This window comes from Thermus caldifontis (genome assembly GCF_003336745.1).
Lineage (GTDB): Bacteria > Deinococcota > Deinococci > Deinococcales > Thermaceae > Thermus > Thermus caldifontis.
Genome location: NZ_QGMX01000018.1, coordinates 1 through 13,623 on the forward strand (window position 1 = coordinate 1; position 13,623 = coordinate 13,623).

General features: G+C 65.3%; 13 protein-coding genes. All 13 read right to left on the reverse strand.

The window, feature by feature from the left end; translation table 11 throughout:
* Positions 1–143 precede the first annotated feature (143 nt).
* The 13 genes from DK874_RS09630 to DK874_RS09690 all read right to left on the reverse strand — a co-directional run bounded on the left by DK874_RS09630 (position 144) and on the right by DK874_RS09690 (position 13,623).
* The gene (locus tag DK874_RS09630) at positions 144–527 is read right to left on the reverse strand and encodes a hypothetical protein (RefSeq protein WP_114313811.1); all 384 of its coding nucleotides are present in this window, start codon (positions 525–527) and stop codon (positions 144–146) included.
* A gap of 82 nt (positions 528–609) precedes the next feature.
* Positions 610–1,890, reverse strand: a complete 1,281-nt coding sequence (locus tag DK874_RS09635) for an NADH-quinone oxidoreductase subunit N (RefSeq protein ID WP_114313812.1) — start codon at positions 1,888–1,890, stop codon at positions 610–612.
* On the reverse strand, positions 1,887–3,296 hold the full coding sequence (locus tag DK874_RS09640) for a complex I subunit 4 family protein (protein WP_114313813.1): 1,410 nt from the start codon (positions 3,294–3,296) through the stop codon (positions 1,887–1,889). Before DK874_RS09640 ends, DK874_RS09635 begins: the two co-directional genes overlap by 4 nt.
* Entirely contained in the window at positions 3,290–5,107 is a 1,818-nt protein-coding gene (nuoL, locus tag DK874_RS09645; protein ID WP_114313814.1) for an NADH-quinone oxidoreductase subunit L, read from the reverse strand. Before nuoL ends, DK874_RS09640 begins: the two co-directional genes overlap by 7 nt.
* Before the next feature lie 2 nt (positions 5,108–5,109).
* Positions 5,110–5,397: an NADH-quinone oxidoreductase subunit NuoK gene (gene nuoK, locus DK874_RS09650; RefSeq protein ID WP_114313815.1), complete on the reverse strand. Its 288-nt coding sequence runs from the start codon at positions 5,395–5,397 to the stop codon at positions 5,110–5,112.
* On the reverse strand, positions 5,394–5,933 hold the full coding sequence (locus DK874_RS09655; RefSeq protein ID WP_114313816.1) for an NADH-quinone oxidoreductase subunit J family protein: 540 nt from the start codon (positions 5,931–5,933) through the stop codon (positions 5,394–5,396). Before DK874_RS09655 ends, nuoK begins: the two co-directional genes overlap by 4 nt.
* Positions 5,930–6,478, reverse strand: coding sequence for an NADH-quinone oxidoreductase subunit NuoI (gene nuoI / locus DK874_RS09660; protein ID WP_114313817.1), 549 nt, complete (start codon positions 6,476–6,478; stop codon positions 5,930–5,932). Before nuoI ends, DK874_RS09655 begins: the two co-directional genes overlap by 4 nt.
* The gene (gene nuoH / locus DK874_RS09665) at positions 6,475–7,569 is read right to left on the reverse strand and encodes an NADH-quinone oxidoreductase subunit NuoH (RefSeq protein WP_114313818.1); all 1,095 of its coding nucleotides are present in this window, start codon (positions 7,567–7,569) and stop codon (positions 6,475–6,477) included. Before nuoH ends, nuoI begins: the two co-directional genes overlap by 4 nt.
* Complete coding sequence (nuoG, locus tag DK874_RS09670; RefSeq protein ID WP_114313861.1) at positions 7,566–9,914, reverse strand: NADH-quinone oxidoreductase subunit NuoG; 2,349 nt, start codon at positions 9,912–9,914, stop codon at positions 7,566–7,568. Before nuoG ends, nuoH begins: the two co-directional genes overlap by 4 nt.
* Before the next feature lie 2 nt (positions 9,915–9,916).
* The gene (gene nuoF, locus DK874_RS09675; RefSeq protein WP_114313819.1) at positions 9,917–11,230 is read right to left on the reverse strand and encodes an NADH-quinone oxidoreductase subunit NuoF; all 1,314 of its coding nucleotides are present in this window, start codon (positions 11,228–11,230) and stop codon (positions 9,917–9,919) included.
* Complete coding sequence (gene nuoE / locus DK874_RS09680) at positions 11,227–11,772, reverse strand: NADH-quinone oxidoreductase subunit NuoE (protein ID WP_114313820.1); 546 nt, start codon at positions 11,770–11,772, stop codon at positions 11,227–11,229. Before nuoE ends, nuoF begins: the two co-directional genes overlap by 4 nt.
* 13 nt (positions 11,773–11,785) lie before the next feature.
* Entirely contained in the window at positions 11,786–13,006 is a 1,221-nt protein-coding gene (gene nuoD / locus DK874_RS09685) for an NADH dehydrogenase (quinone) subunit D (RefSeq protein ID WP_114313821.1), read from the reverse strand.
* Positions 13,003–13,623 (reverse strand): NADH-quinone oxidoreductase subunit C, encoded by a 621-nt coding sequence (locus DK874_RS09690; RefSeq protein WP_114313822.1) that lies wholly within the window; start codon positions 13,621–13,623, stop codon positions 13,003–13,005. Before DK874_RS09690 ends, nuoD begins: the two co-directional genes overlap by 4 nt.

Genomic DNA, 13,623 nt, shown 5'->3' on the forward strand with positions numbered 1-13,623 from the left:
CTCATCCGCAGCTATGTCCTGCTGCAAATGGCTGGGGTGGAGCTTTAAGGTAGCAAACGAAGGTATTTATCACAGGAATGACCCGCAAACCGGTCTGGTCATGGAGCGCCAGGGGTTAGGGTGGCGGGTGGTGCGGCTGGTAGTTAACCCTTAACCCGGTTCCGCAGATACCGCCCCAGCCTCTGCCCGCCGTGGAAGGCCAGGGTGAGGCTTTCCCAGGGAGGTTCCTTTTTGCGGTGGAGGAGGGGGTCCAGGGCCTCCTTGGCCCACTGGCTCACCAGCACCGGGAAGTCCAGCCCCGTTTCCAGGAAGTACGCCTCCGCCTCCCGCCAGGCCCCCTCGCTCCGGCGGAAAAAGGCGGAAAGGTCCTTGGGTGGCGGGGCCTCCGGCCAGAGGAAGCCGCTTACCACCCCAAGGAGCCATGCCCCCCGGAGGTGCTTGGGCAAGGCCTGGGCCCCCCGGGCCACGTACCCCAGGGGATCCTTCTGCAAAAGCTCCCGCGGTAGATGGGCCAGGGGGTCCTCCATGCCTTGAGTGTAAACCGGGTGTGGGGAAAAATCCCGGGCCCCGGGATACCTCTACCCCAGGGCCCGAAAGAAGGCCACGGGCTTAGCCTGCGGCAAGGGCGGGGAGAACGGCTCCGGGGATGAGGCCTAGCAGGATGAGGATAAGCGCCACCCCCAGGGCCACGCTCCGGGCCAAGGGACGGGGGTGGGCCTCGGCCGCACCCTTCTGAAACACGGCCAAGCCCAAGGCCAGATAGTAGTAGGCGCTCACCGCGCTGGTGAGGAGGGCCAGCACCAATAGCCCCCACTGGCCTGCCTTGGCCGCTTCGCTGAAGACCAGGTACTTGCCCCAAAAGCCCGCCAGGGGGGGCAGGCCTAGGAGGGAGAGGGAGGACACAAAAAGGGCCAGGCCCAGGAGAGGGTCCTGGTGGAAGAGGCCCTTGATCCTCTCCAGGGGCACCCGGTCGGGGGAGACCTCCGAGAGCACGGCGAAGGCCAGCCCCGAGGCCAGCACATAGGTGAGGAGGTAAAAGCCCAGGGCTTGGGCGTTCCCCGTGTAAAGCGCCAAGGCCATGTACCCCGCATGGGCGATGGAACTGTAGGCCAAAAGCCGCTTGGCCTCCTTCTGGCCCAGGGCGGCCAGGTTCCCCAGGATCACGGAAAGGACGATGAGGAGGGTCAGGGCGTCGGGGACGCCCGGCGCGGCCACCCTCAGCAGGGCGGCAAAGGCGGCCGCCTTCACCCCCGTGGCCATGAAGAGCACCACCGGGGTGGGGCTACCCTGGTAGACGTCGGGGGTCCAGAAGTGGAAGGGAGCCAAGGCCACCTTGAAGCCCAGCCCCACCAGGAGGAGGCCCAGGGCCAGGGCGTAAAGGGGACCCTCCCCTGGGGTTCCCGCCAGGAGGCTTCCCGTGGCCCCGTAGTGGAGGGCGGTGCCGTAGAGGAAGAAGGCGGCCGCCAAGGCCCCCAGGAGGAAGTATTTCAGGGCCGCCTCGAGGCCCTCCCCCCGCCGCCAGGTGGCCAGGGCGTAGAGGGGGAGGGAGAGGGCCTCGAGGGCCACCAGCATCAGGATGAGGTTTTTGGTGGAGGCGAGAAGGTGCATCCCCAAGGCGGCGTAGAGGACCAGGAGGTAGAACTCAAACCGCCGGGTGCGCACCAGCCCCACGGTCCAGAGGGCTCCCAAAAGGGCGAGCAGGGTGAAGACCTGGGCGATGCCGTCCACCTGGTAGGGGCCAAGGGCGAAGGGCCTTCCCCAGGTGAGAAGGAGGGAAAGAAGGGCCAAGGAGAGCCCCAGGATGGTGAGGCGCTTGAAAAGGGGTACGGAAACGAAGAAGCCCAAAAGGGTAAGGGCCACGGAGAAGAGGGTGAGCACCAAAAGGGTCATGCGCCACCTCCAAGGATCTTGGCGAAGGCCTCCGCCAGAGGCTCAAGGCTCTTTACGAAGAACCCGGGGAAGACGCCCATGAGGACCAAGGCGGCCACCGCCAGGAAGGCGAAGGGCCATTCCGCTCCCTTAAGGTCCTCCGCTCCCCTTTGACCCTCCTCCCAGAAGACCTTCTGGAAGGCGGTGAGGGCGTAGGCGGCCCCGGCGATCACCGAGAGGAAGGCAAGGGCGGTGAGCCAGGGGCTGGCCTTGTAGGCCCCAAGGAGGGTCATAAGCTCTCCCGGAAAGCCGGAAAGCCCGGGAAGCCCCACCATGGCCAGGAAGAGGAAGAGGGCCAGGGCGCTCAGGCCGGGGGCGCTTTCCGCCAGGCCCCGGAAGCGCCCCAGCTCCAAGGTGTGAAGCCTTTCGTAAAGCCTGCCCGCCAGGAGGAAAAGCCCCCCCGTGTAGACGCCGCTCGCCGCCAGCAGGTAAAGCCCCCCCATGGCCCCTTCCGGGGTGCCGGAGAAGACCCCCAAGGCCGCTACCCCCATGTGGGAAACCCCGGCGTAGGCTAAAAGGGTCTTGAAGTCCTTGGCGGAGAAGGCCACCCAGGCCCCGTAGAGAGCGGAGATGGCCGCCAGGAAGAGGAGAAGCCCCTGAAGCTCCGCAAAGCCTTCCGGGGCTAAGGGGATGGCGAAGCGGAAGAAGGCGAAGACCCCCACCTTGTAGAGGGTGCCCAGGGCGTCGGCCAGCCCCGAGGGATGGTTTTCCTGGTGGAAGAGGGGAAGCCAGGCGTGCAGGGGGAAAAGGGGCGTCTTGATGGCAAAGGCCAGGGCGAAGCCCAAAAACACCCAGAAGGCGGCGCTTCCCCCCACCGGGTGGGCCAGGAGGTCCTCGAGGAGGAAGCTTTGGCTTTCCCCCAGGGCCTTCACCGCCAGGATGGCGGCCAGCATGGGCAAGGAGCCCGCCAGGGTGAAGAGGAGGAAGGTGTAGAGGGCCCTAAGCCGCCCCTCACCGCCATAGAAGAGGAGCATGAGGAGGGCGGGGATCAGGGCCGCTTCAAAGAACAGGTAGAAGACCAAAAGGTCCCGGGCGGCGAAAAGCCCCAGGAGAAGGCCGGACATGAGAAGGGCCAGGCCCAAAAACCGGCCTTCCACCTGGGCCACCAAAGCCCCCAGGAAAACGGTAAGGCCTATGGTGAGGAAGAATAGGGCGCTAAGCCCATCCAGCCCAAAGGCCCAGTAGACCCCGGCCCCGGGAAGAAGGGGAAGGGTTACCTCGTGGGCCATCCCGCCTGGGTGGGTGAGGAAGAGGTAGAGGTTCAGGAGGAAGCCCAATCCCGCTCCCCAAACCCCCAGGGTGCGGGGAAGGCCCAAAAGGAGGAGGCCGCCCAAGAGAATGGGTAAAAGAATCGCCAGGATTACCACCGCATCACCCCCAGTAGCACCAAAGCGCCCAGCACGAGAAGAAGGGCATAGACCCTTAGGTAGCCGGTCTGCAAGCGGGCGATCCCTTGGCCCAGGTTCCGCACCGCCCCGCCCAGGCCGAAGTAGCCGCGAAGGAGGCCGGTGTCCCCGTAGAAGAGGGCCTCCGCCAGGGCCTTCAAGGGGTTCACCAAAAGGGCGTTGTACACCCGGTCCGCATAGAAGCTTTCCCGGCTCCAGGCCTCAAAGGTGAGGTACCAGGCGGGGAAGGTTTTCCGTTGGAAGAAGGTGTAGCCCAGCCAGAGCCCCGCGAGGGCCACCACCCCCGAGAGGGCAATGAGGCCCCACTCCGCTCCCAAGGAGAGGTGGTGGGCCTCCAGCTCCGCCAGGGTGGGCTTCAAGAAGGGCTCGAGGAGGTTGGGTAAGGGATGGGGCAGGGCCAGGTACCCGGCCAGCACCGAGCCCAGGGCCAAAAGGTGGTTGGGCCAGAGCATCACCGGAGGGGCCTCGTGGGGGTGGTGGTGCCCCCGCTCCTCTCCCAGGAAGACCAGGACGAACCAACGCATGGCGTACATGGCGGTGAGGACCGCCACCGAAAGCGCTCCCAGGTAGAAGCCCAGGCCGCCGAAGGGGTAGGTGAGGGTGGCGGTGAGGATGGCGTCCTTGGACCAGAAGCCCGAGAGGAGGGGCAGGCCCCCTAAGGCTAGGGCCCCGATGAGCCCGTGCCAGCGGGTTAGGGGCAGGTGCTTCCAAAGGCCGCCCATCTTGCGCACATCCTGTTCCCCACCCAAGGCGTGGATCACGCTCCCCGAGGCCAGGAAGAGGAGGGCCTTAAAGAAGGCGTGGGTGAAGACGTGGAAGAGGGCCACCCAGTAGGCCCCTACCCCGGCGGCCAGGAACATGTACCCCAGCTGGCTGATGGTGGAGTAGGCCACGATCTTCTTGATATCGGTCTGGCCAAAGGCGGAAAGGGCCCCGTAAAGGGCGGTGATGAGGCCGATGACGGCGATGGTGTAGGAAACGTCGGGGAGGTTGGCGTAGAGGAAGGAGCTACGGGCGATGAGGTAGACCCCGGCGGTCACCATGGTGGCCGCGTGGATCAGGGCGGAAACCGGGGTGGGGCCGGCCATGGCGTCGGGAAGCCAGACCATGAGGGGCACCTGGGCGCTTTTCCCCACCGCCCCCAGGAAGAGAAGAAGGCCTGCCAGGGCCAGCAGGCTGGGGTTTTTCAGGGGGCCTTCCAGGGCTTCTTTGAGTTCGCTGATGGAAAGGGTGCCGTAAAGGGCCCACAGGATGGCCATGCCCAGCATGAAGCCCAGGTCGCCGATGCGGTTCACGATGAAGGCCTTGCGGGCGGAGTCCGCATACTGGGCGTTTTTATACCAGAAGCCGATGAGGAGGAAGCTGGCCAATCCCACCCCCTCCCAGCCGATGAACATCACCGGGTAGCTGTCGGCCAGGACCAGGGTGAGCATCATGGCGATGAAGAGGTTGAAGTAGGCGAAGAAGCGGCTGTAGCCGGGGTCCCCCCCCATGTAGCCGATGGCGTAGACGTGGATGAGAAACCCCACCCCGGTCACGATGAGGAGCATGAAGCCCGAGAGGTTGTCCAAAAGGAGGCTAAAGGGGATTCCCGGGAGCCACTCCGCCTCATACCGGGCCCCGCCCGAAAGGAGAAGGCCCACCCCCACCAGGAAGGAGGCCAGGACCAATAGGGAGGCCACCACCCCGGGTAGGGGTTCTTTCATCCGCTTGCCGAAAAGTCCCAAAAGGGCAAAGCCCAAGAGGGGAAGGAGGATGGTCAGGAGAAGCATCTTCACCCCCTAAGCTCCGAAAGGTCGTCCACCGCGGTGCTCTCCCGCTGGCGGAAGATGGCCACGATGAGGCCAAGGCCCACCGCCACCTCGGCGGCGGCGATGGCGATCACCATGAGGGCCGCCACCTGGCCCTCCAGGCCGTAGGCCCGGGCGAAGCCCACCAGGGAGAGGTTGGCGGCGTTCAGCATGAGCTCGATGGAGAGGAAGACCAGGATGGCGGTCCTACGGGTCAAGACCCCATAGACCCCCAAGGCGAAAAGGAGGGCGGAGGCCAATAGGTAACTCACCGCACCACCTCCTTTTCCTCTTTGCGCTCCTCAGGGCTTAGGGCATCCAAGGGCCTTTGCGGTTGCACCAGGGCCACCGCCACCACCGTGGCCGCCATGAGGAGGAAGCCCACCGCCAAAAGCACCAAGAGCCAGTCCCCGTAAAGGAGGGGCCCTAGGGCCTGGGGCAGGCCACCTTGGAGGTCCTTGGTGAAGGCCAGGTTCAGCCCCCAAAGCCCCGAAAGGAGGATCAGGGCCACCCCCAAGGAGAGGAGCAGGGCCAAGGGACGGCTTCGCACCAAGGGGTCAAACCCCACCTCCCCCTGGGCGGCGTAGAGGAGCATGATGACAAAGAGGAAGAGGACCACGATGGCCCCCGCGTAGACGATGATCTGGATGAAGCCCAGGAAGCGGGCCTCGAGGGCCACGTAAAGCCCAGCCAATAGGAGGAAGTTCCCGATGAGGGCCAAGGCGGCGTGGATGGCGTTTTTCAAGGTAACCACCAAGACCCCAAAGAAGAGGAGCAGGAGAAGGGCCAAGGCTTCCCAGGGGCTCATTTTCCGCCTCCTTTCGTGGGGGCCTTAAACCCCTCCAACTCGGGGCGGACATAGGGAACCACGTAGCCGGGTTTCACCGGCTTGCCGGTGATCTTGGCCTCCCGGCGCTGGGGCTTGGTGCCCACCACGTCCACCAGCATGTCCTCCTTGCCGTAGATGAGGTCCGAGTACTCGTAGTCGGCCATTTCAAAGTCGTAGCCCAGCACGATGGCCCCGGTGGGGCAGGCCTCCTCGCAAAGCCCGCAGAAGATGCACCTTAGCATGTTGATCTCGTAGACCTTGGCATAGCGCTCCCCTGCTGAGACCGGGTTTTCCGGATCGTTTTCCGCGGGCTCCACGTAGATGGCGTAGGCGGGGCAGGCCGCGGCGCACAAGGAGCAACCGATGCACTTTTCCAGGCCATTGGGGTGGCGGGTGAGCACGTGGCGGCCGTGGAAGCGGGGCTTGAGGGCCACGGGGGCGTCGGGATAGGGAACGGTCACCGGCTTGGAGAACAGGTACTTAAGGGTGATGCCGAGGCTCTGGGCCAGGGCCTTTAGGGTCATGCGCCACCTCCTTTGCGGGCGGGTTTGGGGCTATACATCACCGCTCCCAGAAGGACCAAGAAGGCGGCCAAGGAGAGGTAGAGGAGGTAGGAGCGGGGAAGGTCCAGGGCCACCACCAAAGCGGTCACCAGGAACCAGACCAGGGCCACCGGGAAGAGGAAGCCCCAGCCAAAGCGCAGAAGCTGATCGTAGCGCAACCGGAACCAGGTGGCCCGGATCCAGATGAAGAGGAAGAGGAAGAAGGCGATCTTGAGGAACATCCAGAGGTAGGGCACTTCCAGGAAGGGCATGGTCCAGCCCCCCAGGAAAAGGGTGGGGATAAGGGCGCTGGCGGTGATGAAGTGGATGTACTCGGTCATCTGGAAAAGGGCCCACTTGATGGAGCTGTACTCCGTGTGGTACCCCCCCACCAGCTCCTGCTCCGCCTCGGGCAGGTCAAAGGGGGTGCGGGCGGCTTCCGCCAAGGCGGCGATGCCGTAGATAAGGAAGGCGGGGAAGGCGTAAAGGGCCAGCCAACCGTGTTCCTTTTGCCAGTTCACGATGTCGTTGAGGTTGAGGCTTCCCACCAGGAGCACGGGGGAGAGGAGGGCGATACCCAGGCCCAGCTCGTAGGAGATCAGGCTGGCCGAGGAGCGCAAGGAGCCCAGGAGGCTATACTTGCTCCCTGAGGCCCAACCCGCCAGGAAGATGCCGTAGATGGCCATCTCGCTCACGGCGAAGAGGTAGAGGAGGCCCAGGTCCAGGTTCAAGACCCAGGGCTGGTAGCCGAAGAAGCTCCCAGGAGGGCCGAAGGGGATGGCCCCGAAGGCCAAGAGGGCAAAGACCACCCCGATCAAAGGAGCCAGGACAAACAGCACCTTGTCCGCCCGCTCCACCACCAGGTCTTCCTTGAAGATGCTCTTGATGGCATCGGCGATGGGCTGAAAGAGCCCCAAGGGCCCCACCCGGTTGGGGCCCAGGCGGATCTGGAAGCGGGCCAGGAGGCGGCGTTCGATCAGGGTCATGAAGGCGAAGGCGGTGAGAAGGCCCACCACCACCAAAAAGGCCTTTAGGGCCACCATCCAGTAGGGATCCAGGGGGTACGGGTTCATGCCTCACCTCCCGTGGGAACCAGTACCTTGGCCTCCACCCTGCGCCCCGCAAAGGGACCCATGGCGGAGAGATAAAGGAAGCCCTTAGCCAGGTCCTCCCGGTGGACCACCTGGGCCCGCACGCTTCCCAGCGGGGTTTCCACCTCCACCCAGGCCCCTTCCAAAAGGGCCTCGGCCTTGGCGGTTTCCGGGTGGACCCAAAGCTCGGGGCGCACGGCCTCCTTTACCTTGCCCACCAGCTGCCAGACCTTCCACATGGTGGGCCTGAGGTAAAGCCTTCCCTCCTGGGCCTTGGGCCGGAGTTCCCTGGTGCGGTGGGCAAGGAGGCCCAAAGGAGGGGGCACCTTGCCCTTAAGGGCCTTTTCCGCCTCGAGGCCAAGCCTGAAGGGGGGCCGCACCCCCAGGGCCTCGGAAAGAAGGGCCAGGGCCTGCAAGGCCCCTTCCGCCTCGCCGTTTTGGATGGGGGCGGGGTTTAAGGAAAGGACCCGGCCCTCCAGGTTCACCACCTGGCCCCGCTTCTCAAAGAAGGTGGGGGCGGGGAGGACCACGTCCGCATACCGCTCCGCCAGGGGGTGGAGGTGGCTTAGGTGCATCAGGAGGAAGCGCTTACCCCTTAGGGCCTCTTCCGGGGGCACATAGCCGTAGTAGGCGTAGGGGCTTCCGGGCTCGTCCCAGGCGGCCCCTCTTTCCCCAGGCCAGACCCCCAGGGCCTCCAGGCCCCGGGCATTCGCCGCCGGGGCCATGGCCAGCACCTTAGCCCCCTTGCGCTCGGAAAGGAGCCTGGCCCTTTCCGCCGCCACCGTATCCTGCAAGACCCCGGCCCCCAGGATGAGAACGGGGTTTTGGGCCTTCTCCCAGGCCTCCCTGGCCCGGGCCACGGCCTCCCCTCCCTCCTTATCCCCGAGCAGGGCCAGGAGGATTTCCCGCTCCTCCCCCGGGGCGTGGACCTGGGCGATGCCGGCCCACTTCATGAGGGGCACCCGGTAGGGGGCGAAGAGGGCCAGCTTGTCGGTGCGGCGGGGCATCCTCTCCTTGATGGCGAGGTCGGCGAAGGGGGTGCCGTGGGCCAACCTGGGGGCGGGCTTGAGGTCCCGCAGGAACTCGCTCAGGCGGAGGTGGAGGATGGGGGCTTCCTCCGTGGGGTCCCCCAGGACGAGGGCAAAGTCGGCCCTTAGGAGGTCCTCGAGGGTGGCGGGTACAAAGAGGCTTGCTGGGGCGGCGGTGCGGCCCTGGAAGTCCAGGTGGGGGGTGCCTAGCACCCGGGCCAGCTCCGCCGCCATGAGGCCCTCCTCGAGGGTGGCGTCGTGGGGCAGGTAAAGGCCCACCTCCTCCTTCCTGGCCCCCCTAAGGCCCTCCCGCATGGCGGCGAAGGCCTCCTCCCAGCTGGCCTCCACCAGCCTTCCCCCTTTGCGCACCAGCGGGTAGGGGATCCGGTTTTCGTCCGCCCACTCGTGCCCAAACCGGCCGGCATCGCAAAGCCAGATCTCGTTCACCTCGGGCACTTCCCGGGCCCGGACCCTGAGAAGTTCACCGCTTCGGGTGTCCGTGGTGATGCCACACCCCACGCTACACAGGGCGCAGTGGCTTTGGGTTTCCTCCATCTCCCAGTTGCGGGCCCGGAAGCGGGCGGTAAGGTCCAGAAGGGCCCCCACGGGGCAGATGTCGGTGATGTTCCCGGAAAACCCCGATGGAAGCCCAAAGTCCATGGTGCCGATGAAGGTGTGCATCCCCCGCTCGATGAAGTCCAGGACCTCATCCCCGGGAATCTCCTCAAAGTAGCGCACGCAGCGCTTGCAGTGGATGCACCGCTCCCGGTCCAGCACCACAAAGGGGGAGAGGGGGTGGTGTTTGTCCACGTGGCGGCGGGTGAACTCAAAGCGGGTATAGGTGGGTGGCGCCAGCGGGTCCTTTTGGTAATACTTCTCGTAAAGCCCGTACTCCACCGTGCGGTCCTGGAGCTCACAGGCCCCGCCCTTGTCGCAGGTGGGGCAGTCTAAGGGGTGGTTGAGGAGGGTGAACTCCACCATCCCCGCCTGGGCCTCCCGCACCACCTCCGAGAGGGTGTCCACCACCATCCCGTCCGCCACCGCGGTAACGCAGCTGGCCGCCAGTTTGGGCTGCCAGGCGATCTCGGGCTCGCCTTTGTCGTTCAGCACCGGCTTGCCATCCGGGCCCCTCTTGGGCAGGCCGATGCGCACCAGGCACATGCGGCAAGCCCCAATGGGGGAGAGGTGCTTTTCCGAGCAGAAGAGGGGCACGTCGTACCCCGCATGGAAGACCGCATCCATGACGCTGGTCCCCGGGGGCACCTCCACCATGCGGTCGTTGACCTTGACCTTAACCACCTTCACCTCCAGAGGTTCACCCTGGGCACAGGCCTCTTTTCCCGCACCAGGGCCAGGTACTGGTCCTTAAAGTGCTTCAGGGAGCCTTTCACCGGCCACACCGCCGCATCCGCCAGGGGGCAGAAGCTCCGGCCCTCGATGAGGGGCAGGAGGGCCTCCAGGTTTTCCACGTCCTTCTCCTCCCCTTCCCCGGAGCCGATCTTGGCGAAAAGGTTCACCATGAACCCCGCCACCCCTTCCCGGCAGGGGGTGCACTTGCCGCAGGACTCGTGGGCGTAAAAGCGGGTCACGTTCCACATGGCGTCCACCATGCTGACCCTTTCCGGTATGAGGATCACGCCCCCGGTGCCCAGCATGGAGCCCTTGGCCTGCAGGTGCTCGTAGCTCATGGGGGTGTCCAGCACCTCCTCGCTGAAGGGTAAAGGCGGGGTGGAGGACCCCCCGGGGATGAGGGCCTGGATGGGCTCCAAGGGCCCTCCCGCCCAATCGTAGATGAGCTCCCGGAAGGTGGTGCCCATGGGGAGTTCGTAAACCCCAGGCCGCCTCACGGGCCCGGAGATCTGGTAGAGCTTCACCCCCTTAGACCCCTCCGTGCCCATGCTGGCGAACCAGTCGGCGCCCCGCTCCAGGATGGGCACCACCGCGGCCAGGGTTTCCACGTTGTTGATGGTGGTGGGCTTGCCCCAAAGCCCCGACTGGGCGGGGAAGGGGGGCTTAAGGCGGGGGTTGGCCCTCAGGCCCTCCAGGGAGTTCATGAGGGCGGTTTCCTCCCCGCAGATGTAGGCCCCGGCTCCCCGGTGCACGTGCACGTTAAAGGAAAAATCCGTGCCGAAGAGGTTATCCCCCAGGTAGCCCCGGGCGCGGGCCTCCCGGATGGCGGCCTCCAGCCGGTCCGCCGCCTTGCGGTACTCTCCCCGCACGTAGATGTACCCCACCGTGGCCCTTATGGCGTAGCCCGCCAGGATCATGCCCTCGAGGAGCAGGTGGGGGACATCCTCCATGATGTACCGGTCCTTAAAGCTTCCCGGCTCGGACTCGTCGGCGTTGCAGATCAGGTAATGCTGCCTCCCATCCTTGGGCATGAAGCTCCACTTCACCCCCGTGGGGAAGCCTGCCCCGCCCCGGCCCCTAAGCCCAGAGCGCTTCACCTCCTCAATAACCTCCTCGGGTGTCTTCTCCTTAAGCACCCGCTTGGCGGTTTCGTACCCCCCGTGCTTCAGGTAGTAGTCCAGGGTCCAGCTTCCCTCCCGGCCCACGTGGGCGTAGAGGGTCCGTTCAAAGCGGGGGTCGCGTCCGGAAAGGATGGGCCCGGTCATACCTCCACCTCGTGCACGTGGTGCCCGCACCTGCCGGGAAGCGGGATTTCATCCAGGGGCTTGCCCGCTTTGAGCCCCTCGAGGAGGGCCTCGAGGCGGGCCCGGGTCACGCATTCCACGTAGGGCTCGTCGTTCACCTGCACCACAGGAGCCGTGTGGCAGCTTCCCAGGCACTCCACCTTCTGCACGCTAAAAAGGCCATCCGGGGTTACCTCCCCTGGTCCGATGCCTAAGGTTTCCGTGAGGTAGTCCCAAAGCTCGTCGGCCCCGGCCAGCTTGCAGCTCAAGGTGGCGCAGACCTGGAGGTGGTAGCGCCCCGTGGGCACAAACTGGTAGTAGGAGTAGAAGCTGGCCACCCCCATGACCTCCGTGGCCGTGGTGCCCACCAACTGAGCGATCTCCTCTATGCGCTCGGGACGGATCCAGCCCTCCTCCTGTTGCACCCGCCGTAAAAGGGGCATGATGGCGGAGCGGCGCCCTTCCGGCGGGTACTTGGCAAAGGTTTCCTCCAGGAAGTCCTGCTTGTCGTCAAAGAACCCCATCTTCCCTTCCCTCCTATCGGTCCACGTCGCCCATCACCGGGTCCAGGCTGGCGATGATGGCCACCATGTCGGGCACCTGCTCCCCTTTGCAGGCGTAGGGGAGGGCTTGCAGGTTCACGAAGCTGGGGGCCCGCACCTTGACCCGGTAGGGCATGCTGCCTCCGTCGGAAACGATGTAATACCCCAGCTCCCCCCGGGCGGACTCCGTGGGCACATACACCTCCCCCTTGGGGGGGTGGAAGCCCTCGGTGTAGTGCTTGAAGTGGTAGATGACCGCCTCCATGGAGGTTTCCAAAAGGTGCCTGGGGGGCGGGGTGATCTGGGGGTTCGGGTCCCGCACCGGCCCCGGCTCCAGCCTTTCCAGGGCTTGCTGGATGATCTTCACCGACTCCCGCATCTCCCGGATGCGGATGAGCATGCGGTCAAAGACGTCCCCGTGTTCCCCTAGGGGCACCTGGAACTGGTAGGTGTCGTAACCCCCATACGGGTAAGCCTTGCGCACATCGTAGTTGACCCCGCTGGCCCGTAGGGAGCCCCCGGTGAGGCCCAGGTTGATGGCCACCTCGGGGGGAATCACCCCCACCCCCCGGGCCCGTTCGTAAAAGATGGGGCTTTCTGCGAAAAGGGCCTCGTACTCGTCGATACGGTGGGGAAGGACCTGCAAAAGCTTTTTAAGCTCGGGCACGAACTCCTCGGGCAGGTCCTCCTTGACCCCGCCAATGCGGATGTAGTTGTGGTGGAAGCGCTGGCCCGTGACCCACTCAAAGAGGTCTAAGATGGTTTCCCGTTCGCGGAAGGCGTAGAAGAAGGGGGTAAGGGCTCCGAGGTCCAGCAGGCCCGTCCCCAGGAAGACCAGGTGGCTGGCCAGGCGGGAGAGCTCGTTCAGGATGATGCGGATGGTCTCGGCCCTTGGGGGCACCACCGCTCCCACCAGCTTCTCCACCGCCAGGGCGTAGGCCAGGTCGTGGGCGAAGGAGTGGAGGTAGTCCATCCGGGGCGTATACGTGATCACCTGCGTATACGTCCGGTTCTCCATGTTCTTCTCAAACCCGGTGTGGAGGTAACCGATGTGGGGAACCAGGTCCAGCACCTCTTCGCCCGAGAGGGTCACCACCACCCGCAAGACCCCGTGGGTGGAGGGGTGCTGGGGGCCCACGTTGAGGGTCATCACCTCGGTGCGGAGTTCTTTGGGCTCCTCCGTCACCCTTGGGTCCAGGTCCAGGTAGTCCTTCATTTGACCTCCTTGGCCTTGGTGAGATCGGCCCAAAGGGCCCGGTATCCCTTGCGGCTACCCCCCCGGTATAGGGTGAGGCCGGGGTTTTTCCCGGTGAGGGCGGCCCGGAACTCGCTGGGCACGATAAACCTCCCCTCGCGGAAGAGGGTGGGGGTTTCCCCCAGGGGGAAGTCCTTGCGCAGGGGGTGGCCCTCGAGGTCCTCCGGGGTCAGGATCTTGCGCAGGTCTGGGTGCCCCTCAAAGACGATGCCAAAGAGGTCATAAACCTCCCTTTCCAAAAAGTTTGCGCTTCCCCAAAGGTGGGTGACGGTGGGGAGGCGGGGGTCCTTTTCCGGCACGTAGACCCGGACGAAGAACCGGCTCCCATCCCCATCCTGCCACCCCGGCAGGGAAACCAGCTCGTAGACCACAGCAAAGCGCTCCGGGCGAGGGTCCGGGTATTCCAGGTAGTCCAGGCCCACGATGTCCGCCAGGTAGTTGAAGCCCAGGGCCTTGTAGTGGGCCATCTCCTCCTTGAAGGCCTCCCGGGGCACCACCACCCAGAGGTTGCCGAGGCCGTTGTCCTCCAGGGCATAGCCCTTGGCCCGGGCTTCTTCCAGCACCCTATCCAGCCTCAT

Excerpts from the sequence above, each read along its gene's own strand:
- DK874_RS09630 (WP_114313811.1), bottom strand. The coding sequence starts at position 527 with ATGGAGGACCCCCTGGCCCATCTACCGCGGGAGCTTTTGCAGAAGGAT.
- DK874_RS09635 (WP_114313812.1), bottom strand. The coding sequence starts at position 1,890 with ATGACCCTTTTGGTGCTCACCCTCTTCTCCGTGGCCCTTACCCTTTTG.
- nuoL (WP_114313814.1), bottom strand. The coding sequence starts at position 5,107 with ATGCTTCTCCTGACCATCCTCCTTCCCCTCTTGGGCTTTGCCCTTTTG.
- DK874_RS09655 (WP_114313816.1), bottom strand. The coding sequence starts at position 5,933 with ATGAGCCCCTGGGAAGCCTTGGCCCTTCTCCTGCTCCTCTTCTTTGGG.
- nuoI (WP_114313817.1), bottom strand. The coding sequence starts at position 6,478 with ATGACCCTAAAGGCCCTGGCCCAGAGCCTCGGCATCACCCTTAAGTAC.
- nuoH (WP_114313818.1), bottom strand. The coding sequence starts at position 7,569 with ATGAACCCGTACCCCCTGGATCCCTACTGGATGGTGGCCCTAAAGGCC.
- nuoF (WP_114313819.1), bottom strand. The coding sequence starts at position 11,230 with ATGACCGGGCCCATCCTTTCCGGACGCGACCCCCGCTTTGAACGGACC.
- nuoE (WP_114313820.1), bottom strand. The coding sequence starts at position 11,772 with ATGGGGTTCTTTGACGACAAGCAGGACTTCCTGGAGGAAACCTTTGCC.
- nuoD (WP_114313821.1), bottom strand. The coding sequence starts at position 13,006 with ATGAAGGACTACCTGGACCTGGACCCAAGGGTGACGGAGGAGCCCAAA.
- DK874_RS09690 (WP_114313822.1), bottom strand. The coding sequence starts at position 13,623 with ATGAGGCTGGATAGGGTGCTGGAAGAAGCCCGGGCCAAGGGCTATGCC.